The sequence below is a fragment of the Pseudomonas aestiva genome, assembly GCF_039908605.1.
GTDB lineage: Bacteria > Pseudomonadota > Gammaproteobacteria > Pseudomonadales > Pseudomonadaceae > Chryseomonas > Chryseomonas aestiva.
The window spans coordinates 889,963-912,749 of the sequence record NZ_CP150916.1; the positions used below are offsets into that span (position 1 = coordinate 889,963).

Consider the following 22,787-nt stretch of genomic DNA (forward strand, 5'->3'; position numbering starts at 1 on the left):
CAGGGAGCCCCAGCGACCCTACAGGTTCACTGGGTCTGCCAGGCCTTCTGCAGGTTGGACCAGAAGGCCCCGCCATCCTTGAAGGGTACGTTTGCCGCGCCAAAGTCATAGCTGTTCAGGGTGTTCTTGGCGGGTACCGGCATCCGGCTCCAGCTGATCAGCGGCTGGCTGCGCCCCATGTCGTTGGTGGCATCGGGGGAGTGGTCGGCGAAGCCCTTGTAGGTCGCATGATAGGTGACCTTGGGATGGACGCCCTGGGCAAGATAACCGCTGTGACCTCTCCAGACGGGGGGATTGAAATTCACCTGGTATTTGCCGTGGGTGGAATAGTCTATCTTCAATATGGGCGAGCCGACTTTGCACTCATTGGTCCAGACGACGATATCTTCCCAGTCATGGCGATGACCGCCGGCGGCGCCCAGATAGTTCGGCGGCTGATCCTTGGGGAAATACCAGGAATACAGGATCGCGCAGTGTTTGAAGTATTCGGCCATGCGCGAATAGACCTGACCGTTGGTGCCGCGACAATGCCCATCCGGAGCGCCCGAAGGATGCAGGCCGCCACTGACATTGCCCGCGGAATCCACCGCCGGATAGTTGTTGCAGGAGTCCGGACCGTCGGCAATCATCGGCTGATAGTAGTATTCGACGGCGGTGGCGTCGGCACGGATCTGTTGTACCTGATCGTGGTTGATAACGGCGGCGAATACGGGTGACGTCAGGCAGAGTGTCGTGGATACCATCAATAGCGAGATCTTACTGCTCATGAAGAATCTCTCCGCTAAGTAGTAGGGCTGGCGTTCATTCGAAGATGGGGTGCTTGCCGAAAGTTGCTGTATCGGCAACCAAGTCGAACCTGGTCAGCTGGGATTTTCCCTGGCGCGCTTGTTGGTTTTATTTAACGGCGGTGACACTTGAATGGCAGGTGCGGCCGAAGAAAGGGAGCGTTGGCGTAAGGCGACAGCGGGATAACCGATCTGCATGAGTGCAGGTCCTCGAAGCCCTGGCCAGGAATGTACGGATCGAGAGGATTAGGCAAGACCTCCAGACCATCCGGCAACGAAGGCGCCAGGCACCGGCGCTAGCATGGCCGCTTCCAACGATGGGAGTGGACCATGAACGAGCACAAGACCCTTTTCATCACCGGGGTGAGCAGCGGCCTGGGCAACGCCCTGGCGCGGGAAGCCCTCGCGGCCGGCCACCGCGTCATCGGCACCGTGCGCCGGGACGCCGATCTTCAGGCCTTCGCCGCCTTGTCGGACCGGGCTCATGGCGTGCTGCTGGATGTCACGGACCAAGCTCGCCTGGCAACCGTGGTGGCCGAGGTTCAGGCAGCCCACGGGCCGGTGGATGTCCTGGTCAACAATGCCGGCTACGGCCATGAGGGCATTCTCGAAGAATCGCCGCTGGAAGAGCTGCGTCAGCAATTCGAGGTCAATGTCTTCGCGGCGGTCGCCGTGACCAAGGCCTTCCTGCCGTCCTTCCGCGAGCGGCGCCGCGGTCATATCATCAACATCACCTCGATGGGTGGCACCATCACCCTGCCGGGTATCTCCTACTATTGCGGCAGCAAGTTTGCCCTCGAAGGCATCTCCGCGGCCCTGGGCCAGGAGTTGGCACCGTTCGGCGTCTGGGTCACCGCCGTGGCGCCCGGCTCCTTTCGCACCGACTGGGCGGGCCGCTCGATGCGTCGCAGCGCCCGCGGCATCGCCGACTACGATGAACAGTTCACGCCGATCCGTGCGGCGCGGGAGGCCAAGAGCGGCAAGCAGCTCGGCGATCCGCGCAAGGCGGCCCAGGCCCTGCTGCAGCTCATCGCCCTGCCGGCACCGCCTGCGCAGTTGCTGCTGGGGAGCGATGCCTTGCAGCTGGTGTGCGAACGTCTGGCCACGGCCAGTCGGGAGATCGAGCGCTGGGAGGCCCTGACCCTTTCCACCGATGGCTGACGCGGAGGCCCCATGAATCCGAGCGATCCCCTTGCCAGGCGTCTGGTGGCGCTGCTGGGCAGGCTGGCGCCCCAGGAAGGCTACAACCTCAGCGCCCTGGAGGATGTACGCTTTTTGCGTTCGGATCGCCCGCTGACCGGCGTACCCGTGCTCTATGATCCCGGGGTCGTCATCGTCTGCCAGGGTGGCAAGCGCGGCTACTTCGGTGAGCGTGTCTATTAGTACGATGCCCAGCACTACCTAGTGGTCTCCGTGCCCGTGCCCTTCACCATGGAGACCGATGCCAGTCCGGAGGCACCGCTGCTGGCCATCTATCTAAGGCTGGACTTTCGGCTGCTCGGGGACCTGGTGCTGCAGCTCGACAGCGAACTGGGACCGGCGCGGGAAGCGCCCCGCGGGCTCTATGCCTCGCCGATCGATGAACCGCTGCGCGCCTCGACGCTGCGCTTGCTGGAGGCCTTGAGCGTGCCGACGGACGCGCGGCTGCTGGGACCGGCGCTGCTGCGCGAACTCTACTATCGGATCCTCACCGGCGCCCAGGGCGGATCACTGCGTGCGGCTCTGGATCGCCAGGGTCGTTTCGGCCGCATCGCCCGGTCGTTGCGCACCCTGCACGCCCGCTATGCCGAGCGCCTGGACGTCGCCGCGCTGGCGCAGGAAGCGCGCATGAGTCAGCCCAGCTTCCATCGCCATTTCCGCGACGTCACGGGGACCACGCCCATGCAGTATCTGAAGTCGACCCGTCTGCACCAGGCGCGGCTGTTGATGCTGCGCGACGCCCTCCCGGCGGCGAACGCTGCCTTTGCCGTAGGCTACGAGAGCGCCTCCCAGTTCAGTCGCAAATTCAAGCGGCTGTTCGGCCGGACACCGCTGGCGGAGATCGACTGGATGAAGGCCACCTATGCGTTGCCGGCACCGCCTGCGACGGCGGTCTATGTCTCTTCGCACTAGGGCTGTCCGTCCGAAAAGCCCGGTCGCGACCGCCGCGCCGGAACCAAGCGGCCGCCGCCCCCGGTCTGAATGCAGACGGGCACTGCCTGCCCGCCCAACCGGAGCGACCCCCATGGCCGACAAGACCCTGCACGACCTTTCCAAAGCGATGCGCGATCTGGATTTCTGCATGCTGACCACCGGCACCGGGCGTTTGACCAGCCGGCCGATGAGCAACAACGGCGACGTCGAATACGACGGGGACTCCTGGTTCTATGCCTACGAGGACTCGGCCAAGATCCGCGACATCGAGCAGGATCCGGCGGTGGGGCTGAGCTTCAGCGAGGGCAAGAGTCTGCTCGGCAAGCCCGGCCTCTTCATCGGCATCGAAGGGCATGCCGAGCTGATCCGCGACAAGGCGCAATTCGAGGCGCACTGGACCAAGAGTTTGGACCGCTGGTTTCCCCAGGGCACCGACACGCCCGGCATGATCCTCATCAAGGTGCATGCCGAGCGCGTGCGTTACTGGGATGGGGAGGAGCAGGGCGAGCTGCGCCCCTGAGGTCCTAGAAGCAGGTCGCGAAGGTCTCCACCACCTGTAGCTTTCCGTCGACGATGCAGCCCTGGCGCCACTTGTCGAAGGTCAGGCAGGGGTGGGAGGTGCCCAGGGCGATGATGTCGCCGATGGCCAGCGCCGTCCCCGGGGCCACGACCATGAAGGCGTGCTGGTCCATGATGGCGGTGACCGTGCAGCCGCTGACGTCGACGGCGTCGGCGGCGGTCTGGTCCGGTCGGTAGCGTCGCAGTGGCAGCGGCAGGCCGGCATCGTGGGCGATGTCGCGCTTGCCCAGCGCCAGGATGGCAAAACCGGGTTCGGGCATGGACTGCACGTGAGCCCAGACCTCCAGCGCCGGTTGCAGGCCTTCGTTCAGACCGGTGCGGGCCAGGACGCCACACTGGGCATCGCGATAGATCCCGTGGTCATGGACCACATAGCTGCCGGGGCGCATGACGGCGATAAAGCGCTCGCGCACGTCCAGCTGGTCGAAGGCGGCGGCGATCAGGTCGTACCAGGCTGACCCCGAGGCGGTGACGATGGGGCGGTCGAGGGCGAAGGCGCCCTGGACGCGCAATTCCTCCGCCAGGCGCACCAGGGAATCGGCGAAGGCGCGGATGTCGGTGGCCGCTTCGGCACCATGGATCACCCCCTCGTAGCCTTCGATGCCAGTCAGGCGCAGCGCCGGTTGTCCGGCGATGGCGCGGGCCAGGTCACGCACCTCGGCTTCGCTGCGGCAACCGCAACGGCCGCCGGGTACGCCGTATTCGATCATCACCTGCAGCGCCAGGCCGCGTGCGCCAAAGAAGGCACCCAGGGCGGTGACCTGGTCGGGATGATCCACCAGGCAATGGAAGTCGAAGTCCGGATCGGCGGTGAGCAATTCGGCGATCAGCGCCATGTTCGGCGCGCCCACCAGCTGATTGGCCATCAGTACCCGGCGCACACCGTGGGCCTGGGCGGCGCGGGTCTGCACCGCGGTGGCCAGGGTCATGCCCCAGGCGCCCGCGGCCAGCTGTCGCTGGAACAGCGCCGGCGCCATGCTGGTCTTGCCGTGGGGCGCCAGTTCGGCGCCGCGGTCGCTGGCGAAGGCCTGCATCCAGGCGATGTTGTGGTCGAGAGCGTCCTGGTGGATGACCAGGGCGGGCAGGGCGATGTCGCTGAGCAGGCTGGCGCCAGGACTGGCGGCGCCTTTCTCGGGGGCATGTAGAGCGGTCATGGATTCTCCTGGCCGCCCAGGCGCTGGGACAGGCGGCGGGCGCTGTCGACCAGCACCTGGCGGTACTCGGCATGGTGGGCCTGGGCATCGGCGCGGGGCGCCACGATGCACAGGGTGGCGATGCTCAGGCCGCTGGCATCCTGCACCGGGGCGGCGAAGCAGTGGGTGTAGGTGTCGGCGATGCTGTCGAAGGAAAAGAAGCCTGCGGCGCAGGCGCTGCGGATCTCGGCGATGAAGGTCGTCGGGGCCAGGCAGCTGCCGTCGGGCAAGATGAAGTCGTCCGGATCGATCAGGGCGAGGATCTCGGCATCGCTCAGATGACCCAGCAGCAGCCGCCCGGAAGCGGTCCAGGGAATGGGCGCGTCCTCGCCGACATTGGAGGAGATGCGAAAGGCGCGGGCGCCTTCCTTCATCAGCGAGACGGTGTACTTGCGGCCGTTGAGCTGGCACAGCTGGGCGGTCTCGCGGGTCTGGGCGACGATGTCGTCCAGGAGCAGCCCGGCCTCGCGCGCCAGATCGAAGTGGCGCAGGTGCGCCTGACCGAGAAAGTACAGCTCGCGGCCCAGGTAGACCTGACCGTCGCGGCCCACGGCATCGAGCATGTGCCGCTCCAGCAACAGGCCGACCAGGTCGTAGACGGTGGACTTGGGAATGCCCAGGCCGGCGGCGATCTCATTGGGTCGCAGCGGCCGACCCACCCGCTTGAGGTGATCGAGGATATCGAAGGCGCGGTCCAGGCCGCGGGCTCTCTGGCGGGTAGGTTCGGTCATGGCTCCGGGTTGTCTCAGTTCTTGGGTTTGTAGGCGATGCAGTCGATCTCGACCTTGCAGTCCACCATCATGGAGGATTGCACGCAGGCGCGCGCCGGGGCGTTGCCGGCGAAGTACTCGGCGAACACCTTGTTGAAGCTCCAGAAGTCGCGCGGATCGTCCAGCCAGACGCCGGCGCGCACCACGTGCTCCAGACCGTAGCCGGCTTCCTGGAGGATGGCGATCAGATTCTGCATGGTCTTGTGGGTCTGGGCGACGATGCCGCCGTCGATGATCTCGCCATGCTCCATGGCCACCTGGCCGGAGACGTGCAGCCAGCCATCGGCTTCCACCGCGCGGGCGAAGGGCAGGGGTTGGCCACCTGCGCCGCGTTCGCCGGCGCCGTATCGAGTGATGCTCATAGGGTTGCTCCTGTTACGGGGGAAGTATTCAGAAAGAGGTCCGGCCGAGGAATTCGGCGAGACGGGTGGAGCGCGGCCGCTCGAACAGCTCGCGGGGCGGCCCCTGCTCCTCGATGCGGCCCTGGCTCATGAAGACGATGCGATCGGACACCTCGTAGGCGAATCTCATCTCGTGGGTCACCAGCAGCATGGTCATGCCGTCCTGGGCCAGGTCCTTGATCACCGCCAGCACCTCGCCGACCAGCTCCGGGTCCAGCGCCGAGGTGGGTTCGTCGAACAGCATCAGACTGGGATTCATGGCGATGGCGCGGGCGATGGCCACCCGCTGCTGCTGCCCGCCGGAAAGCTGGCCGGGATGATAATCGCGGCGCTCGATCAGGCCGACCCGGCGCAGCCACTGCTCGCCGATGGCCACGGCTTCGTCCTTGCCCATCTTCTTGACCTTGCGCAGGCCGAGGGTGACGTTTTCCAGGGCGGTGAGGTGGGGAAACAGGTTGAATTGCTGGAAGGCCATGCCGGTGAGCGAGCGCTGGCGGGCGATCTCGCGCTCCGGCAGGCGCTGGCGGCGACCGCCTTCCTCGCGATAGCCGATGGCCTCGCCGGCCAGCCGGATGCTGCCGCCCTGGAAGTCTTCCAGCAGGTTGACGCAGCGCAGCAGGGTGGTCTTGCCCGAGCCGCTGGAGCCAATCAGGGTGACCACATCGCCGCGATCCAGGGACAGGTCGATGCCCTTGAGCACCTCCACGGTGCTAAAGCTCTTGTGCAGGTCGTCGATGCTCAGCAGGGGGACGTTGGAATCGGTCATGGCAGGGTCACCCGTTTTTCCAGGTAGCGGCCGAGCCGCTCGATGGCGAAGTTGATGAGAAAGAACAGCAGCCCGGCGAACAGATAGAACTGCAGGGTCATGAAGGTGCGGGCGATGACCTGCTGGCTGCTCAGGAGCAACTCGGCCACGCCGATCACCGAGAGCAGGGTGGAGGCCTTGACGATCTCGGTGGAGGCGTTGACCCAGGTCGGCAGGATCTGGCGCAGCGCCTGGGGCAGGAGCACCTCCTTGAGACTCTGGGCGAAGGTCAGGCCGATGGCCTTGGCCGCCTCGTGCTGGCCGCGCGGAATGGCCTGCAGGGCGCCGCGGACGATCTCCGCCACATGGGAGCCGCAGAACAGCAGCAGCGCCGCGGTGCCGGCCTGGAAGGGCGTGGGCCGCAGGCCCAGGGCCGGTGCCATGTAGTAGCAGGCCAGCACCAGCACGAACACCGGGGTACCCCGGATCAGGTCGGAATAGACGCGGAACGGCAGGCGCAGCGGCCAGCGACCGTAGGTCAGCGCCAGGCCGCCAAGGGTACCCAGCAGGGTGCCGCCGAGCACCGCCAGCACGGAGCAGGCCAGGGTGGTGGCGAAACCGGCGGCCAGGGTCTGGCGGGCGTTCCACAATTCCAGGAACCAGGAGGGGGCTTCGTACACGATCGGGCTCCTAGCGGGTCAGGCTCAGCCGTCGCTCCAGCTGGCGCAGCAGCAGGGCGATGACGTAGCAGGTGAGGATGTAGAGGGCGCTGGTCACCAGCCAGGTCTCGATGACCCGGTAGCTTTCCAGGTTGATCTTGCGCGCCTGGTAGGTCAGTTCCGGCACGGCGATGGCCGCCGCCAGGGAGGTGTCCTTGAACAGCGAGATGAAGCTGTTGGAAAGCGACGGCAGCACGTTGCGCAGCATCACCGGAATGATGACGTAGGCCTTGATCTGCCATTCGCGCAGGCCGATGGCCAGACCGGCCTCGCGCTGGCCCTTGGGAATCGCCATGAGGCCGCCGCGAAACACCTCGGCCAGGTAGGCGCCGGCATAGAGCGCCAGGGTGATCAGAAAGGAGCTGAGCTTGTCCAGGCGGATGCCGATGCTGGGCAGGGCGAAGTACAGCAGCAGGATCAGCACCAGGATCGGGGTGTTGCGCACCAGGGTGACGTAGCCCGCCGCCAGCCAGCGCAGCGCCCGCACCGGTGAGAGCAGGGCGAAGGCCGTGGCCAGGCCGATCAGGCAGCCGATGGCGATGCCCACCAGCGCCAGCTGCAGGCCGAGGGCGAGCCCGGCCAGCAGGTGGTCCAGGTTCTGCCACACGGGGGCGAAGTTGAGGGTGTAGTTCATGCTCGACGTCTACCTAGAGGGCGCGGACGGGCCGCGCCGGGGCCAGGATCACTTGAACTCGACGGGGAAGCCGATCGCCGGGGACGGCAGCTCGACGCCGAACCACTTCTTGAAGGAAGCCTGGTAGGTGGGGAATTCCACACCGGTCATGGCCTCGTGCAGGGCGGTGTTGACGAAGTTCAGCCAGTCCTGGTCGCCGCGCTTGACCGCGCAGGCGTAGGTCTGGGGACTCCAGGCGTAGTCGGGCGAGCGGTAGCGACCGGGATTCTGGGTCATCAGGTACTTGACCGAGGACTGGTCGGTGGCCACGGCGTCGGCGCGGCCGGTGCCCAGGGCCTGGTAGAGCAGGTCGACGCTGTCGTACTGGTCGACCTTGGCGCCGGGCAAGGCCTGGTGCACCAGTTCCTCGGCATAGACGTTCTGCAGCACGGCCACGGTCAGGTCGCTCTTGGCCGCCTTGAGGTCGTCGATCTGCTGGTAGCGGCTGTTGGCCGGCAGGAGCAGGGCCACGCCCTCGCGGTAGTAGGGCAGGGTAAAGGCCACCTGCTGGGCGCGGCTGGCGGTCACGGTGATGAACTGGCAGCTGATGTCGACCTTGTCGGTGAGCAGGTTGGGAATGCGCGCATCCGAACCCTGCACGACGAATTCGACCTTTTCCGGATCGTTGAACAGGCCCTTGGCGATGACCTTGGAGATATCGATATCGAAGCCCTGCAACTTGCCGTCGGCGCCCTGGAAGTGCCAGGGGGCGTTGGTGCTGCCGGTACCCACGACCAGATGGCCGCGCTTGAGCACGTCATCCAGCTTGGCCGCCTGGGCGCCGGTCATGGCGACCAGGCCGAGCAGCAGCGCCAGTGTTTTCCACCCCTTCGTCTTGCCTGTCATAGCGTCTCTCCGTTTCCGTTATAGCGGAAGTATGTTCGTAACAACGGAATGGATTGCAGTGACTGTGCCAGCTATTCGCCCGGCGTTGCAAATCAAGGGCTTGGCTTGAGCGACAGGCAGCAGAGGGTGCTCCCGGTGCCTCAGAGGGCACCGGAAGGTGGCGGAAGGTAACGAGGACGCACCAGGGCGAGGCGTTACCCGGTAGCGCTCAGGCGGGGCGCGGGAAGCCGTGCCGCAGATCGCCGGCGCGTGGCAGGAAGCGCCCATGGCGTTCGCCAATGGCCTGGTCCGGGACATAGGCCAGGCGGCCATTCACCCAGACGGCGTGGATGCCTTCGGCAGGCCGTTGCGGGTCGCTGAAGTCGGCCACGTCGCGGATGCGCCGGGGATCGAACAGCACCAGGTCGGCCTGGGCGCCCGGCTCGATCAGGCCGCGCCCGCTGAGGCCGAAGCGGGCGGCGGACAGGCCGGTCATCTTGTGCACGGCGGTGTGCAGCGGAAAGAGGCCGAGGTCGCGGCTGAAATGACCCAGCACCCGTGGAAAGGCGCCCCAGAGCCGCGGATGGGGGAAGGGATCCTCGGGCAGGCCGTCGGAACCGATCATGCTCAGCGGATGAGCGAGGATCAGCTGCACATCGGCCTCGCTCATGCCGTAGTAGACGGCGCCCGCCGGTTGCAGGCGACGGGCGGCTTCCTGCAGATCCAGGCCCCAGTCGGCGGCGATGGCGGCCAGGTCGCGGCCGCCGCAGTCGGGATGCGGGGTGGACCAGGTGATGGTGATGCGGTGGCGATCGGTGACCTGCCTGAGATCCAGGGTGGAGGAACTGGCCGCATAGGGATAGCAGTCGCAGCCGACCGGCTGACGATGGGCGGCCTGCTCCAGGGCGCCGAGCAATTCCGGCGCGCGGCCCCAGTTGTCCACCCCGGCGCACTTGAAGTGGGAGACCACCACCGGCGCCCGTGCCTGCCGACCGATGTCCAGGGCTTCGTCCAGGGCCTCGTGCACCGCGGCGAATTCGCTGCGCAGGTGGGTGGCATAGAGTCCGCCCACGGCGTCCAGCTCCGCGGCCAATTCGGCCACCTCCGCGGTCGGCGCCGCCGCGGCGGAGGCATAGGCCAGCCCGCTGGAAAGCCCCAGGGCGCCAGCCGCCAGGCTTTCACGCAATTCGAGGCGCATGGCGGCGATTTCGGCGGGGGTGGCGGCACGCTGGAGATCGTCCAGATGATTGCTGCGTAACGCCGTGTGGCCGACCAGGGCGGCCACGTTGACGCCGGGCCGCGCCTGCTCCACTGCCGCGCGGTAGGCGGCAAAGGTGGGATAGCCGAAGGCCGCGGCCGGGCCGAGCAGATTCAGCGGATCCGGCGGTTCGCCGCGCAGCCGCACCGGGGCGGCGCTGATGCCGCAGTTGCCGACCACCACGGTGGTGACCCCCTGGCTGAGCTTGGGCAACTGCTCGGGGCGGCGGATGACCATGGTGTCGTCGTGGGTATGCACATCGATGAAGCCGGGGGCCAGCACCAGGCCGCTGCCGTCGCGGACCTCCCGTGCCGGTTGCCCGGCCAGTTCCCCCAGCGCCTGGATGCGCTCGCCGGAAATCGCCACGTCGAGTACCCGGCCCGGACGGTCGCGACCATCCAGCACAAGGGCATTGAGAATCACTACATCATGCATGCTAGAGCCATCCTGCAACCGTTGAGGGGCACGTTTCGACCGTCGGGTGGCAAAGCGCCATATAAGCGAAGCGGCAGGCCGATAACGATAGAACTGTTACAGAATACTTTGTCTATTAGGTCACAAATTGGGCGGTACAGCCCGAGTGACCCCTTCTGCTGCCCGTGAGCTCGCCATGAATCTGTTGACCCCTGTCGTAAGTCTAATGAATCGCTTGAGATTCCCCGCCAAATTCGCCTGTCTGGCGGCCATCGTCCTGGTGCCGCTGGTATTCCTCAGTGTCTACCTCTATCAGGATATTCAGGAGCAGCGCGTCGGCCTGGCCCAGGAAATCGACGGTCAGCGCTATCTGACGCAACTGACCCCGGTCGCCCGCCTGAGTATGTTGCAGCGCGCCCTGACCAAGCGGCTCCAGGATGGCGATGCCTCCGCTCAGCAGGACTGGCAGAACAATCGTGACAATTTGCTCAAGGCCTATGACGATCTGGGCCGGCTGGACCGCGAACTCGGCACCCAGCTGGAAACCGGGGATCGCCTGAGCCAGCTGCGACGGGGCGCCGAGCGTCTGCTGCAGGGCACCACGGGCACCCCGCTGGAGGTGTTCGAGGCCTGGAACGAGCAGCTGACCCAGACCCTCAATCTCTTCTACTACGTCTCGGCCACCTCCGGCCTGGCGCTGGACTCGGATTACGCCAGTCTCTTTCTCATCGACATCACTTCCGTGCGCCTGCCGCGAGAAATCAACCTCATCGGACAACTTCGCGGCCTGGCCACCGGTCTGAGCGCCACCAACAGATTCGATCCGGCCAGTCTGAATCTGGCGCGCAGCGTGGTGAGCCAGGAACGGCAGAGCGCTGACGAACTGGAGCAGGGCCTGAGACTCCTGGCGCGTCAGGCGCCGGAGCTGGCCCAGCGGCTCAAGGGCTCCCTGGCCCAGGCGGCGGACGACTATGCCAACTTCCGCCAGGGCATGCAGGCGGCCATGACCAACGAGGGTACGGTCTCCGGGCGCGCCCTGGGTACCCAGGGCAATGCCGTGGTCGCCCGCTATTACAAGGTACAGGACGAGGCGCAGGGCCAGCTCTCCCAGTTGCTGGCCGAGCGACTGGTCCATGCCACCACTCTGCGTAATCTGGTAGTGGGCATGATCCTGGGTGCCCTGCTGCTGCTGATCTATACCTTCGCCGGTATCTATCAGGCGCTGCGCCAGGGGATCGCCGAACTGGTCGGGGTGACCGCCGCCGCTGCCCAGGGCGATCTGAGTCGCCGCGCCGCCCTGCGCGGACGTGACGAGATCGCCGACATCGGCCGTAGCCTGGACGCAATGCTGGAGGCCTTCGGTCGTTCGCTGCGGGAGGTCGATCAGGCCTCCAACGCGGTGGCCGAGGCCTCGGGATCCCTGGCCGGCTCCATTGGCCAGGCGCGTTCGACCATGCAGACGCAACAGGGCGAGACCGATCAGGTGGCCACCGCCATCACCGAGATGACCGCCAGCGTGGCGGACGTCGCCAACAACACCGAAGGTGCCGTGGCCGCCGCCCAGCAGGCCGATCAGGCCACCCGGGAAGGCACCCGGGTGATGCAGCAGACGCAACAGGCCATCGAGGCCCTGGCCGCCGAGGTGGACCTCAGCGCCACCAAGGTCGCAGCCCTGGAAAGCCACAGCCAGGCCATCGGCGGGGTCATCGCGGTGATCCGTACCATCGCCGAGCAGACCAACCTGCTGGCGCTCAACGCCGCCATCGAGGCCGCCCGGGCTGGCGAGCAGGGCCGCGGCTTCGCCGTGGTGGCCGACGAGGTCCGCACCCTGGCTTCGCGCACCCAGACCTCCACCGAGGAAATCCGCCGCATCATCGAGCAGTTGCAGGCCGCCACCGGCGAAGCCGTCGGGCAGATGCAGGCCAGTCGCGGCCATGCCCTGACCGGCGTCGCGGCGGCCGAGCAGGCCAGCGTCAGCCTGACCAGCATTGGCGCCGCCGTGGAGCGCATCGTCGACGTCAACGTGCAGATCGCCAGCGCCGCGGAACAGCAGGCCGCGGTCTCCGAAGACATCAACCGCAACACCACCGGCATCCGCGCCAGCACCCTGCAGGTCCTGGGCGGGATCGAAGCCGATGCCGGCACCGCCGAGCGTCTCGCCGGTCTCTCCCAGGACCTGCGCGGCATCGTTTCGCGCTTTCGCCTTAGCGCCTGAGGTCGCCGCTCATCGGCGAGGGTTAGGTCGGACTTTACAACACGGCAGCTGCGGATAACTGTATAAATATACAGTTATCCGCAGGAGCGCCTTGTCATGTCCGTTACCGTCCTGGGTTGCCTGGAGTCGTCCGAGACCCGGCTGCCGCTCTATGATTTTCGCCTGCCGTGCGGCTTTCCCTCGCCGGCCCAGGATCATCTGGAGCGCCAGGTCTCGCTGGACGAACTGGTCGACCTGCGCGCGCCCCACACCTATGTCATCCAGGTCAGTGGCGACAGCATGACCGGCGCCGGGATCTTCGCCGGCGATCTGGTGATCGTCGATCGCGCCCGGCCGGCACGGGTCGGCGACATCGTGGTGGCGGTACGCGATCGCGAACCCACCCTCAAGCGCCTCGGCCGGCGCGGCGCCCATTTCGTCCTGCTGGCGGAAAATCCCGCCTATGCGCCCCTGGTTATCGGCGAGCGCGACGACTTCGAGGTCTGGGGCGTCGCCACCCACAGCCTGCGGCGCTTCGGCCATGGCTGGGTCGGTGCTGGCGCTGATCGACTGCAACGCCTTCTATTGCAGTTGCGAGCGGGTCTTCCGCCCCGATCTCGCGCAGCGGCCGGTGGTGGTGCTGTCGAACAACGACGGTTGCGTGATCGCCCGCTCGCCGGAGGCCAAGCGCCTGGGCATCGCCATGGCCGCGCCCTGGTTCCAGGTGCGCGAACTGGCCCGGCGCGGCGAGGTCGAGGCCTTCAGTTCCAACTACGCCCTCTATGGCGATCTCAGCGATCGGGTGATGCGCACCCTGGCGACCCTGGTGCCGCGCCTGGAGCGCTACAGCATCGACGAGGTGTTCGCCGATCTGGCCGGCCTGCCCGAACCCCTGGATGCCCTCGGCCAGCGCCTGCAGGCGCGGGTGCAGAAGTGGACGGGCATCCCGGTCAGCGTCGGCATCGCCGGCACCAAGACCCTGGCCAAGCTGGCCAATGCCGCCGCCAAGCGCTGGCCGGCGCGCACCGGCGGGGTGCTGGATCTGCGCGACCCGGCGGTGCACGACTGGGTGCTCAAGCATTCGCCCATCGAAGACGTCTGGGGGGTCGGCCGGCGCCTGGCCGCGCGCCTGCGCGGGGAGGGCGTTACCACGGCCTGGGAGTTGGCCGGGCAGGACGCCTGGTCGCTGCGCCAGCGCTACAGCGTGGTGCTGGAAAAGACCGCACGGGAATTGCGCGGACTGGCCTGCCTGAGCCTGGAGGAACTGGAAGCGCCCCGGCAGACGATCTGCAGCAGTCGCATGTTCGGTCGCCGCCAGTACCAGTTCGGCGCCCTGGCCGAGGCGGTGGCCAGCTACACCGCCCGCGCCGCGGAAAAGCTGCGCGCCCAGGGCTCGCTCTGTCGCACCCTGAGGGTCAGTATCCAGACCGGCATGCACGGCGCCGACGACGGCCGCTACGCCAATGCCGCCCTGCTCAACCTGCCGGCGCCCAGCGACGACACCCGGGTGCTCAACGACCAGGCCCAGGCGGGCCTGCGCGAGATCTTTCGCGACGGCTTCGGCTATGCCAAGGCCGAGGTGCTGCTGCTCGATCTCTGCGGCCGTGGCGAGGTGGCGGCGGATCTCTTCGCCGCCCCGGATCCGGCCGCTGCGCGGCTGATGGCGACCCTGGACGCCATCAACGGCCGGTTCGGTCGCGAGACCCTGAGACCGGCACGGATTCCGCGCGATCCCGCCTGGCAGATGCGCCGCGACCTGCTCAGCCCGCGCTACACCACCCGGCTCGATGAACTCTGGACGGTGGGCTGAGCGCCCAGCGCCGGTCTAGCCGGCGCGTACCACCCGCCGCCCGCGCCACCAGTAGCCCACGCCCAGCAGCAGGAACCACAGCGGACTGGCCAGCAGCGCCTGGCGGGTGTCGTCCTGCAGGGTCAGCAGGACCAGCACCGCGGCGAAGAAGGCCAGCACCCCGTAGCACACCCAGCGTCCGCCGGGCAGGCGAAAGGCCGAGGCGGCATGGCGCTCCGGACGGTTGCGGCGGTACGCCAGCCAGGCCAGCAGGATCAGCGACCAGACGAACATGAACAGCACCGCGGCCAGGGTGGTGACCAGGGTGAAGGCGGTGACCAGGTTGGGGATCAGGTAGATCAGCACCGTACCCAGCAGCAGGCACAGGCAGGACAGCACCAGCCCGCGCGCCGGCACCGCCGCCCGCGAAAGGCGGGTGAGGCCGCGTGGCGCATGACCTTCGCGGGCCAGGCCATAGAGCATCCGGCTGGTGGAGAAGATGCCGCTGTTGGCCGAGGAGGTGGCCGAGGTCAGCACCACGAAATTGATCAGGCTGGCGGCCATGGGCACGCCGGCCAGCACGAAGAGTTCGACGAAGGGGCTCTTGTCCGGCACCACCTGGCGCCAGGGCGTCACCGCCATGATCACCACCAGCGCCAGCACATAGAACACCAGGATGCGCAGCGGAATGGAATTGATCGCCCGCGGCAGGTTGCGTCGCGGATCGGCGGTTTCGGCGGCGGTGGTACCCACCAGTTCGATGCCGACGAAGGCAAAGACGGCGATCTGGAAACCGGCGAAGAAACCGCCCAGCCCCATGGGAAAGACGCCGCCGTCGTTCCACAGATTGGCCAGGCTGGCGACGTTGCCCGAGGGCGACCGGAAGCCCCAGAGCACCAGGCCGAAGCCGGTGACGATCAGGGCGCAGATGGCGACGATCTTGATCAGCGCGAACCAGAATTCCAGTTCGCCGAACAGCCGCACGGTGACCAGGTTGAGCCCCAGCAGGAGCAGTACGCAGAGCAGCGCCGGGATCCAGGGCGCGAGGCCTGGAAGCCAGAACTGGGCATAGGCGGCGATGGCGATGACATCGGCGATGGCGGTGACGATCCAGCAGAACCAGTAGGTCCAGCCGCAGAAGAAGCCGGCCCAGGGGCCGAGCAGATCGGTGCAGAAGTCGATGAAGGACTTGTAGTCCAGGTCCGACAGCAGCAGTTCGCCCAGGGCGCGCATGACAAAGAACAGGGCGCTGCCGATGATCAGATAGACCAGCAGGATCGAGGGGCCGGCCAGCGCAATGGTCTTGCCCGAGCCCATGAACAGGCCGGTGCCGATGGCGCCGCCGATGGCGATCAGTTGCAGATGGCGATTGGACAGGCTGCGTTGCAGCCCCTCGGGCGGGGTGGAAGACGCGGACATGACGAGCGGATACCTGACAGCGACAGCGGGGGCCACACGGTAAGAGATGCACGGCGGACGTGCCAGTCGTTTCACCGGGACAGCATGCCGCAGGGCCGGCCTGCCACTGATGGGGGCGGCGGCGCCGTCGGTCACCTGGAACTCTGGCAGGCAGGCTCGTACCTGCCTATCATGGCCATCCGGGCTCCTGCAGCGGACCCGGACGGCCACGAGATCCCTCAGTGCCTCTGCCAGTGAGTCGTCCCTTGTCCTATCTCGAAAGTTTCGCCTGGGAAACCACGCCACTGGGCGCGCGCGCCAGCTGGCCCGTGGCCCTCCGGACCACCTACGACCTGCTGATGGCGTCCCCCTTCGCCATGTGCGCCACCTGGGGCGCGGAGCAGACGCTGATCTACAACCAGGCTTACGCCCCCTTTCTCGGCGCGCGCCATCCTGCCGCATTGGGGCAGCCGATCGATAAGGTCTGGGCGGAACTGTGGGACGAGATCGCGCCGCTGATCGAGCGGACGCTGTCCGGCGAGGCACAGCACTTCGTCGACAAGCACTTCGTGATGACCCGCAACGGCTATCCCGAGGACACCTACTGGAGCTTTTCCTACAGCCCGCTGCGTGACGGCGAGGCCATCGTCGGCATGCTCAACATCACCACCGAGACCACTGCCGGCGTCCAGGCCCACCACCAGCGCGATGTGGCCGAGGCCGCCCTGCGCCGGCACAACCTGACCCTCGAACAGGAACTCTCGGCGCGCATCGACGAGCGCGACAGCGCGCGCGCCGCGGAGAGCAGCGTGCTGGCCGCCGCCGAGCGTGTACAACTGGCCCTCGCCGCCGGTGCCATCATCGGCACCTGGTACTGGGACCTGCCCACCGACAGATTCACCGTCGACGAGGCCTTCGCCATCAACTTCGGCCTCGACCCGGCGCTGGGCCGCGATGGCCTGAGCCTGGCGCAGGTGGTGGCCACCGTTCACCCGGACGACCAGACCGGCCTGGCCGCGGCCATCGCCGACGTCATCGCGCGCGGTGGGCGCTATGCCCACCAGTACCGGGTCCGCCGCAGCGACGGCCGCTACTACTGGCTGGAGGCCAACGGCCACGTCGAACTGGCTCCGGACGGTACCCCGTTGCGCTTTCCCGGCGTGCTGCTGGACGTGGATGCCCGGCGTGCCCTGGCCGACGAGCGCGACCGCGCCCTGGCGGAGTTGCGCGACCTGACCGCCACCCTGGAGCAGCGCGTCGAAGAGCGCACCGAGGAACTGCGCCGCTCGGAAGAAGCCCTGCGCCAGTCGCAGAAGATGGAAGCGGTCGGCCAGCTCACCGGCGGCCTGGCCCATGATTTCAACAACCTGCTCGCGGGGATCTCCGGCAGCCTCGACCTCATGAGTCTGCGCATCGGCCAGGGGCGCTTCACCGAGCTGGAAAAATACCTGCTGGCCGCCCAGGGCAGCGCCAAGCGCGCCGCGGCCCTGACGCACCGGCTGCTGGCCTTCGCCCGCCGCCAGACCCTGGCCCCGGAGGCCACGGTGGTCAACCAGCTGGTGGGCGGCATGCTCGACCTGGTGCAGCGCACCGTGGGGCCGGCCATCCAGGTGCACTTCACCAGTCTGCCGGACGACCAGCCGCTGCTGGTGGACCAGTCCCAGCTGGAAAACGCCCTGCTCAATCTGTGCATCAACGCGCGCGACGCCATGCCCAAGGGCGGGCGTATCCTCATCGCCGCCAGTCATCGCACCCTCGGCGAAGGGGACAGCCGCGATTTCGAACTGGCCCCCGGGCGCTATCTGCACCTGAGCGTGACCGATACCGGCAGCGGCATGCCGCCGGAGGTCGCCGCCAAGGCCTTCGAACCCTTCTTCACCACCAAGCCGATGGGGCAGGGCACGGGCCTTGGGCTGTCGATGATCTATGGCTTCGCCCGCCAGTCGGGCGGCCAGCTGCGGCTGCGCTCGATGCCAGGCGAAGGCACTACGGTCTGCCTTTACCTGCCCCTGCGACCGGTGGGGCGACCATGCGGCTCGCCTCTGGCAGCGGGCCAGCCCGGTCTGCTGGAAGGTGCCCATGCCACGGTGCTGGTGGTCGACGACGAACCCACGGTGCGCATGCTGGTGACCGATCTGCTGCGCGAACTGGGCTACGTCATCATCGAGGCCGCCGACGGCGCCGGCGGCCTGGAAGTGCTGCACTCCGATGCCCGTATCGATCTGCTGGTCACCGACGTCGGCCTGCCCGGCGGCATGAACGGTCGCCAGCTGGCCGACGCCGCCCGGGTCCAGCGTCCGGCACTCAAGGTGCTGTTCATCACCGGCTTCGCCGAAACCTCGCTGCTCAGCGACGGCCACCTGGAGCCCGGCATGGCGATCCTCACCAAGCCCTTCGCGGTGGAGGCCCTGGCGCAGCGGGTGAGGAGCCTGGTAGCGGGGTAGGTTTCGCGCACGCAAAACCCCTTGGCAGAGCCCGGAAACGCAACGGCCCCCAATCAGCGTGTCCGCAAGGACTGATTGGAGGCCGCCTGAAATCTGGAGCGGGCGAAGGGAATCGAACCCTCGTCATGAGCTTGGGAAGCTCAGGTAATGCCATTATACGACGCCCGCGTGGGGTGCCTTTGTACCAGAAGCCTGCCTCCGGGTGAAGAGGCGGGAGTGGTCCGGCTGTTTCGTGGTCCAACGGACAGGACCGCACGCTGCGGTGATCGGGGACCTTTGTCCCCCAGAGGAGGAGGTCGCGCATGTCTCGTTATCCGGGCACCTACCAGGGAGTGATTCCCCCCTACATTCTTGGCCGCATCATCGATCATGGCGACGAACACCAGCGTTCCTGCGCCCTGACCACCCTGAGCCACGTCCAGAGTCTGTTGCACAATCCCGGCCGGCCCGGGGTGCGCCAGGCGCCGATCGGGCCGCTGCCGCGTACCGATGACGCCAGTCCGCAGCGCAGCATCTTCGATGCCGGCAATGCCATGCAGCTGCCCGGGCGCCTGGTGCGCCAGGAAGGCCAGCCGGCGCTGAGCGATGTGGCGGTGGACGAGGCCTACGACTACCTGGGCGCCACCTTCACCTTCTTCAACGAGGTCTTCGGTCGCAATTCCATCGATGGCCAGGGCCTGCCGCTGGCCGGTACCGTCCACTATGGCCAGGACTACCAGAACGCCTTCTGGAATGGCGAGCAGATGGTATTCGGCGATGGCGACGGCGAGATCTTCAATCGATTCACCATCGCCCTCGACGTCATCGCTCATGAGCTGGTGCACGGCGTCACCGAGAGCGAGGCGGGGCTGGTGTACTTCAACCAGTCCGGCGCACTCAACGAGTCGGTCTCCGATGTCTTCGGCATCCTGGTCAAACAGTACAAGCTCAAGCAGACCGCCGCCGAGGCGGACTGGATCATCGGCGCCGGGTTGCTGACCAAGAAGATCAAGGGCAAGGGCCTGAGGTCGATGGCCGAGCCGGGCACCGCCTACGACGATCCGACTCTGGGCAAGGATCCCCAGCCTGGCCATATGCGCGACTACATCGAGACCCGCGAAGACAATGGCGGTGTCCACCTCAATTCGGGCATTCCCAACCGGGCCTTCTACCTGGCCGCGCTGGCCCTGGGCGGTCACGCCTGGGAAAAGGCCGGGCCGATCTGGTACGACACCCTTTGCGACAGCCGCCTGGCCAACGATGCGGATTTCGCCGCCTTCGCCCGCCTCACTGTGTCCAACGCCGGGCGCCGTTTCGGCGCCGAATCGGCCGAGGTCCGCGCGGTCGAGGAGGCCTGGGCCGGTGTCGGCGTCACCCTTAGCTAGAGGAGCAGGGCAATGCGCGAACTTCCCCCGCTGGGCAAGGACACCGTGGTGCGACTCTCGCGACAGGGGGGCTTCGCGCCCCTGCATGCGTTGAGCAAGCCGAGGGAGATCGAATTCGGCCAGTACGACAGCGCCCAGCGCGGGCGCATCTGCTCGGTGCTGGAACGCTGCCTGCCGGAATCCGGCGAACCGACCCAGGTCGGGCGCGGCGATCAGCGCTACTTCAAGGTGGAGCTGCGCTTTCGCCCGCAACCCGCCGAGCAGGAAGACGAACTGACCCTGCTGATCCCCGAAGACCGGGCGCCCAGCGAGCTGGTGCGGCTCTGGGACAAGGGGCTGGTGGAGTAGCGTCCAGCCCCCTTTCGTCTTGAACCTAGGGCACCGACCAGGCCTCGCCCGGCGCCAGTGTCCGGAACGCCTCGTCGGCCAGGCCATGCAGGGCGCGGGCATGGGCCAGGTCGCGGGGCGGAGCGAATTGTCCTTCGTCGCTCAGGGAAAAGGTGCCGAAATGGATGCCCAGACTGCTCACGGCGCCCAGTGCCTGATGAGCGCGTACCGCATCGTCGGGATTCAGATGGCTGTCCCGCATGAACCAGCGCGGTTCATAGGCGCCGATGGGCAGGGCGGCGAAGCGCGGCGCGCCCAGGCGTTCGCGGATCTGCGCGAAGTGCGGGCCCCAGCCGGTATCGCCGGCGAAATAAACCGGTCCGGTCGGCGCTTCCAGCACGAAGCCACCCCATAGCCGGCGATTGGTGTCGAAGCGGCTGCGTGCCGACCAGTGCTGCCCTGGCACCAGGTGCAGGCGCACGTCATCCTTGAGCGGCAGACTCTGCCACCAGTCCAGTTCGCTGACGGTGACGAAACCGGTCTCGCGGCGGATCAGCTCGGCGTTGCCCAGGGGCGTCACCACCGGCGTCAGGGGCGCGCGCTCGGCCAGGCGCCGCAGGGTCGCCAGATCCATGTGATCGTAGTGGCTGTGGCTGACGAAGATCAGGTCCAGCGGCGGCAGGTCATCCAAGGCCACGCCGGGGGCGTGATAGCGCCGCGGACCGATGAAGCTGAAGGGACTCACCCGCTCCGACCAGACCGGATCGGCGAGGATGTTGAGGCCCTGATGCTGGATCAGCAGGGTGGCATGGTTGACGAAGGTCACCCGCAATTCGCCACCCTCGACCCGGGCCGCTGGCCGCGTCGGCACGGCCGGCCCTTCCTGCCAGGTCCACTCGGGACGGGTGCGGGTGAGCTGCCATTTCAGCAGGGTCCAGAGACTCTTGTCCTCGCGCGGCGCCAGGTTGTGGAAGCGCTCGCCGTCGAAGTGATCGGAGCGCGGGCCTTCGTAGGCGGACGAGGCGCAACCGGCCAGGGTCAACAGGTGGATCAGCCACAGCGGACGAAAGATGCGCATGGGTCCTCGGACGAATAGACTGGGCGGTCCAGATTACCCTTTGGCTAGCCGCCGTCGATCCCCATGTCGCGAAATACCCGTTCCACCCCCGGCCAGCGGCCCCGTCGCCAGGCCAAGGCGCCGCCGGTCACGCCGCGGCTGCTGCTGCTTAACAAGCCCTTCGACGTGCTCACCCAGTTCGCCGATGCCGATGGCCGCGCGACCCTGAAGGCCTATGTCGCGGTGCCGGGTGTCTATCCGGCCGGCCGTCTGGATCGTGACAGCGAAGGCCTGCTCCTGCTGACCAATGATGGCCAGCTGCAGGCGCGCATCGCCGATCCCCGGCACAAGCTGCCCAAGACCTACTGGGCCCAGGTGGAAGGCACCCCCAGCGAAGCGCAATTGCAGTGCCTGCGCCAGGGGGTCGAACTCAATGACGGCCCCACGTTGCCCGCCGAAGCCCGTCTGCTGGCCGAGCCGCCGGTGCTCTGGGAGCGCGATCCGCCGGTGCGCTTTCGCAAGAGCGTGCCGACCGCCTGGATCGAGCTGACCATCCGTGAGGGGCGCAATCGCCAGGTGCGGCGCATGACCGCCGCGGTGGGCCTGCCGACGCTGCGCCTGGTGCGCGTACGCATCGGCCCCTGGACGCTGAACGATTTGGCGCCGGGCCAATGGCGCGAGGTACCGGCGCAGCTCTAGCGCCGCCGCTCAATCCTGCCGCTGGCTGGCGGCCTCCTGCAGATCGCCGGCGATGTCGGCGAGGCGGCGACTGACCTCTTTCAGGACCTGCGGATCGATCGCGCGCGCGGGCTGACCCGGTTCGGTCAGCAGCTGACTGGCCAGCAGGGCGCTCAGGGCGCTGACCTCGCTGGCCTGATGACGCAGCTCGTGGGTGTGCTGGACGGCGGCGTCGCGCAGGAGATTGGTGCTGAGGGTCAGGCGGCCCAGTTCGTCATCGCGCCCGCCGGGCAGGCGCTCGCCGAAGCGCCCGCGCGCCAGCAGCCCCAGTTGTCGGGCGCAGGTCACCAGCGGATCCACCAGCCGCCGCTCCACCAGCCTGACCCCCAGGAACAGCAGGCCGCCGCCACAGAGCAGCAGGGCCAGGCCGGCGAGCAGGATGTCGCGCTGGGCCTCGGCGCGGATGGCGGCGATCTGCTCGGCGGTACGGCCGTGCAGTTCATCGACCAGGGCGGCGAAGCCCTCGGCGGTCTCGCGGTCGATACCGCGGACCTCGGCATCGCCGCGGCGTGGATCGCGGTCATGGGCGAGATAGGCGGCATGGCCGGCGCGATAGCGCTCGCCCAGACGCCCGTGCTGGGTCCGCAGCGCCCGGAGCCGCGGTTGCAATTCGGGGTCGACGCGGGTGGCCAGCTGTTGCAGTCGCTGATCGACCTCGGCTTCGCGGGTCAGAAAGGCCTGCCAATAGCGCTCGGCGGTGTCGGCATCGCCACCGCGCAGCAGAAAGTTCTTCCACTCCTGCACCTGGATCTTGAAGGTTAGGTGGGTGTCGTCGATTTCCACCAGCCGTTCCAGCGGGCCCTCGATCAGGTGCTGGTAGCGGTGCAGTTCGCGGGAAAGCAGGCCGAAGCCGGCGAGGGCGATCAGCAGCATCAGCAGCAGACTGCCGCCGAACAGGAGCAGGCTCTGGCTGCGGAGCGAGCGGGCGAAGGGCATAGGAACTCTCGACAGGAAACGCAGAGCCGCAGCTTAGGGCGCTCG

Annotated in this window: 20 protein-coding genes, 1 tRNA gene and 2 pseudogenes; 10 read left to right on the forward strand and 13 right to left on the reverse strand. The window is 67.4% G+C overall.

Annotated elements, in window-relative coordinates; genetic code table 11:
- Positions 1–26 precede the first annotated feature (26 nt).
- Positions 27–767 carry an NPP1 family protein gene (locus AABM56_RS04145; protein ID WP_133862079.1) on the reverse strand — a complete coding sequence of 247 codons (741 nt, stop codon included), beginning with the start codon at positions 765–767 and terminating at the stop codon, positions 27–29.
- Between the two features lie 348 nt (positions 768–1,115).
- Here AABM56_RS04145 and AABM56_RS04150 point away from each other — a divergent pair, with 348 nt between their 5' ends.
- The 3 genes and pseudogenes from AABM56_RS04150 (at position 1,116) to AABM56_RS04160 (ending at position 3,438) form a co-directional block, all read left to right on the forward strand.
- Positions 1,116–1,946 carry an oxidoreductase gene (locus AABM56_RS04150; RefSeq protein ID WP_263259502.1) on the forward strand — a complete coding sequence of 277 codons (831 nt, stop codon included), beginning with the start codon at positions 1,116–1,118 and terminating at the stop codon, positions 1,944–1,946.
- Between the two features lie 12 nt (positions 1,947–1,958).
- A pseudogene (locus AABM56_RS04155) lies at positions 1,959–2,897 on the forward strand (AraC family transcriptional regulator N-terminal domain-containing protein).
- Positions 2,898–3,009: 112 nt separating this feature from the next.
- Entirely contained in the window at positions 3,010–3,438 is a 429-nt protein-coding gene (locus tag AABM56_RS04160; RefSeq protein WP_133862076.1) for a pyridoxamine 5'-phosphate oxidase family protein, read from the forward strand.
- Between the two features lie 4 nt (positions 3,439–3,442).
- On the opposite strand, the gene AABM56_RS04165 is transcribed toward AABM56_RS04160, so the two are convergent.
- From AABM56_RS04165 to AABM56_RS04200, 8 genes are all read right to left on the reverse strand, one after another.
- Positions 3,443–4,651 (reverse strand): amino acid deaminase, encoded by a 1,209-nt coding sequence (locus AABM56_RS04165; protein WP_133862075.1) that lies wholly within the window; start codon positions 4,649–4,651, stop codon positions 3,443–3,445.
- Complete coding sequence (locus tag AABM56_RS04170; protein WP_347883853.1) at positions 4,648–5,421, reverse strand: IclR family transcriptional regulator; 774 nt, start codon at positions 5,419–5,421, stop codon at positions 4,648–4,650. Before AABM56_RS04170 ends, AABM56_RS04165 begins: the two co-directional genes overlap by 4 nt.
- Positions 5,422–5,435: 14 nt before the next feature.
- Positions 5,436–5,822 carry a RidA family protein gene (locus tag AABM56_RS04175; RefSeq protein WP_133862073.1) on the reverse strand — a complete coding sequence of 129 codons (387 nt, stop codon included), beginning with the start codon at positions 5,820–5,822 and terminating at the stop codon, positions 5,436–5,438.
- Between the two features lie 28 nt (positions 5,823–5,850).
- A complete protein-coding gene (locus tag AABM56_RS04180; RefSeq protein WP_347883854.1) occupies positions 5,851–6,627 on the reverse strand; it encodes an amino acid ABC transporter ATP-binding protein in 777 nt (258 codons plus the stop codon).
- Entirely contained in the window at positions 6,624–7,286 is a 663-nt protein-coding gene (locus tag AABM56_RS04185; RefSeq protein ID WP_133862071.1) for an amino acid ABC transporter permease, read from the reverse strand. Before AABM56_RS04185 ends, AABM56_RS04180 begins: the two co-directional genes overlap by 4 nt.
- Before the next feature lie 10 nt (positions 7,287–7,296).
- Positions 7,297–7,959, reverse strand: coding sequence for an amino acid ABC transporter permease (locus AABM56_RS04190; RefSeq protein WP_133862070.1), 663 nt, complete (start codon positions 7,957–7,959; stop codon positions 7,297–7,299).
- 48 nt (positions 7,960–8,007) lie between these two features.
- Entirely contained in the window at positions 8,008–8,787 is a 780-nt protein-coding gene (locus tag AABM56_RS04195; protein ID WP_236712125.1) for a transporter substrate-binding domain-containing protein, read from the reverse strand.
- Between the two features lie 265 nt (positions 8,788–9,052).
- A complete protein-coding gene (locus tag AABM56_RS04200) occupies positions 9,053–10,516 on the reverse strand; it encodes an amidohydrolase family protein (protein WP_133862068.1) in 1,464 nt (487 codons plus the stop codon).
- Between the two features lie 175 nt (positions 10,517–10,691).
- Here AABM56_RS04200 and AABM56_RS04205 point away from each other — a divergent pair, with 175 nt between their 5' ends.
- From AABM56_RS04205 to AABM56_RS04215, 3 genes and pseudogenes are all read left to right on the forward strand, one after another.
- Entirely contained in the window at positions 10,692–12,710 is a 2,019-nt protein-coding gene (locus AABM56_RS04205) for a methyl-accepting chemotaxis protein (RefSeq protein ID WP_133862067.1), read from the forward strand.
- Positions 12,711–12,806: 96 nt separating this feature from the next.
- Positions 12,807–13,220, forward strand: a pseudogene (locus AABM56_RS04210) (LexA family protein); the annotation flags it as partial.
- 10 nt (positions 13,221–13,230) lie between these two features.
- Positions 13,231–14,499: a Y-family DNA polymerase gene (locus tag AABM56_RS04215; RefSeq protein WP_347883855.1), complete on the forward strand. Its 1,269-nt coding sequence runs from the start codon at positions 13,231–13,233 to the stop codon at positions 14,497–14,499.
- A gap of 15 nt (positions 14,500–14,514) precedes the next feature.
- On the opposite strand, the gene cycA is transcribed toward AABM56_RS04215, so the two are convergent.
- Positions 14,515–15,897, reverse strand: a complete 1,383-nt coding sequence (gene cycA / locus AABM56_RS04220) for a D-serine/D-alanine/glycine transporter (RefSeq protein WP_263259503.1) — start codon at positions 15,895–15,897, stop codon at positions 14,515–14,517.
- Positions 15,898–16,142: 245 nt separating this feature from the next.
- Here cycA and AABM56_RS04225 point away from each other — a divergent pair, with 245 nt between their 5' ends.
- Positions 16,143–18,320 (forward strand): ATP-binding protein, encoded by a 2,178-nt coding sequence (locus AABM56_RS04225; RefSeq protein WP_133862063.1) that lies wholly within the window; start codon positions 16,143–16,145, stop codon positions 18,318–18,320.
- 94 nt (positions 18,321–18,414) lie between these two features.
- Here AABM56_RS04225 and AABM56_RS04230 read toward each other — a convergent pair.
- A tRNA-Gly gene (locus AABM56_RS04230) sits at positions 18,415–18,488 on the reverse strand.
- A gap of 134 nt (positions 18,489–18,622) precedes the next feature.
- On the opposite strand from AABM56_RS04230, the gene AABM56_RS04235 reads away from it, so the two are divergent.
- A complete protein-coding gene (locus tag AABM56_RS04235) occupies positions 18,623–19,684 on the forward strand; it encodes a M4 family metallopeptidase (RefSeq protein ID WP_133863023.1) in 1,062 nt (353 codons plus the stop codon).
- A gap of 12 nt (positions 19,685–19,696) precedes the next feature.
- Complete coding sequence (locus tag AABM56_RS04240; RefSeq protein WP_017640065.1) at positions 19,697–20,032, forward strand: protealysin inhibitor emfourin; 336 nt, start codon at positions 19,697–19,699, stop codon at positions 20,030–20,032.
- A 25-nt stretch (positions 20,033–20,057) separates the two neighbouring features.
- Here AABM56_RS04240 and AABM56_RS04245 read toward each other — a convergent pair whose 3' ends face one another.
- Positions 20,058–21,089 carry an MBL fold metallo-hydrolase gene (locus tag AABM56_RS04245; RefSeq protein WP_133863022.1) on the reverse strand — a complete coding sequence of 344 codons (1,032 nt, stop codon included), beginning with the start codon at positions 21,087–21,089 and terminating at the stop codon, positions 20,058–20,060.
- A 63-nt stretch (positions 21,090–21,152) separates the two neighbouring features.
- On the opposite strand from AABM56_RS04245, the gene AABM56_RS04250 reads away from it, so the two are divergent.
- Positions 21,153–21,767 carry a pseudouridine synthase gene (locus tag AABM56_RS04250; RefSeq protein ID WP_133863021.1) on the forward strand — a complete coding sequence of 205 codons (615 nt, stop codon included), beginning with the start codon at positions 21,153–21,155 and terminating at the stop codon, positions 21,765–21,767.
- A gap of 9 nt (positions 21,768–21,776) precedes the next feature.
- Here AABM56_RS04250 and AABM56_RS04255 read toward each other — a convergent pair whose 3' ends face one another.
- The gene (locus tag AABM56_RS04255) at positions 21,777–22,742 is read right to left on the reverse strand and encodes a hypothetical protein (RefSeq protein ID WP_347883856.1); all 966 of its coding nucleotides are present in this window, start codon (positions 22,740–22,742) and stop codon (positions 21,777–21,779) included.
- Positions 22,743–22,787: the final 45 nt, after the last annotated feature.

What these genes read in the sequence shown, in the direction of transcription:
- AABM56_RS04145 (WP_133862079.1), bottom strand. Translation starts at nt 767, where the DNA reads ATGAGCAGTAAGATCTCGCTATTGATGGTATCCACGACACTCTGCCTG.
- AABM56_RS04150 (WP_263259502.1), top strand. Translation starts at nt 1,116, where the DNA reads ATGAACGAGCACAAGACCCTTTTCATCACCGGGGTGAGCAGCGGCCTG.
- AABM56_RS04160 (WP_133862076.1), top strand. Translation starts at nt 3,010, where the DNA reads ATGGCCGACAAGACCCTGCACGACCTTTCCAAAGCGATGCGCGATCTG.
- AABM56_RS04165 (WP_133862075.1), bottom strand. Translation starts at nt 4,651, where the DNA reads ATGACCGCTCTACATGCCCCCGAGAAAGGCGCCGCCAGTCCTGGCGCC.
- AABM56_RS04170 (WP_347883853.1), bottom strand. Translation starts at nt 5,421, where the DNA reads ATGACCGAACCTACCCGCCAGAGAGCCCGCGGCCTGGACCGCGCCTTC.
- AABM56_RS04175 (WP_133862073.1), bottom strand. Translation starts at nt 5,822, where the DNA reads ATGAGCATCACTCGATACGGCGCCGGCGAACGCGGCGCAGGTGGCCAA.
- AABM56_RS04180 (WP_347883854.1), bottom strand. Translation starts at nt 6,627, where the DNA reads ATGACCGATTCCAACGTCCCCCTGCTGAGCATCGACGACCTGCACAAG.
- AABM56_RS04190 (WP_133862070.1), bottom strand. Translation starts at nt 7,959, where the DNA reads ATGAACTACACCCTCAACTTCGCCCCCGTGTGGCAGAACCTGGACCAC.
- AABM56_RS04195 (WP_236712125.1), bottom strand. Translation starts at nt 8,787, where the DNA reads ATGACCGGCGCCCAGGCGGCCAAGCTGGATGACGTGCTCAAGCGCGGC.
- AABM56_RS04200 (WP_133862068.1), bottom strand. Translation starts at nt 10,516, where the DNA reads ATGCATGATGTAGTGATTCTCAATGCCCTTGTGCTGGATGGTCGCGAC.
- AABM56_RS04205 (WP_133862067.1), top strand. Translation starts at nt 10,692, where the DNA reads ATGAATCTGTTGACCCCTGTCGTAAGTCTAATGAATCGCTTGAGATTC.
- AABM56_RS04215 (WP_347883855.1), top strand. Translation starts at nt 13,231, where the DNA reads ATGGCTGGGTCGGTGCTGGCGCTGATCGACTGCAACGCCTTCTATTGC.
- cycA (WP_263259503.1), bottom strand. Translation starts at nt 15,897, where the DNA reads ATGTCCGCGTCTTCCACCCCGCCCGAGGGGCTGCAACGCAGCCTGTCC.
- AABM56_RS04235 (WP_133863023.1), top strand. Translation starts at nt 18,623, where the DNA reads ATGTCTCGTTATCCGGGCACCTACCAGGGAGTGATTCCCCCCTACATT.
- AABM56_RS04240 (WP_017640065.1), top strand. Translation starts at nt 19,697, where the DNA reads ATGCGCGAACTTCCCCCGCTGGGCAAGGACACCGTGGTGCGACTCTCG.
- AABM56_RS04245 (WP_133863022.1), bottom strand. Translation starts at nt 21,089, where the DNA reads ATGCGCATCTTTCGTCCGCTGTGGCTGATCCACCTGTTGACCCTGGCC.
- AABM56_RS04250 (WP_133863021.1), top strand. Translation starts at nt 21,153, where the DNA reads ATGTCGCGAAATACCCGTTCCACCCCCGGCCAGCGGCCCCGTCGCCAG.
- AABM56_RS04255 (WP_347883856.1), bottom strand. Translation starts at nt 22,742, where the DNA reads ATGCCCTTCGCCCGCTCGCTCCGCAGCCAGAGCCTGCTCCTGTTCGGC.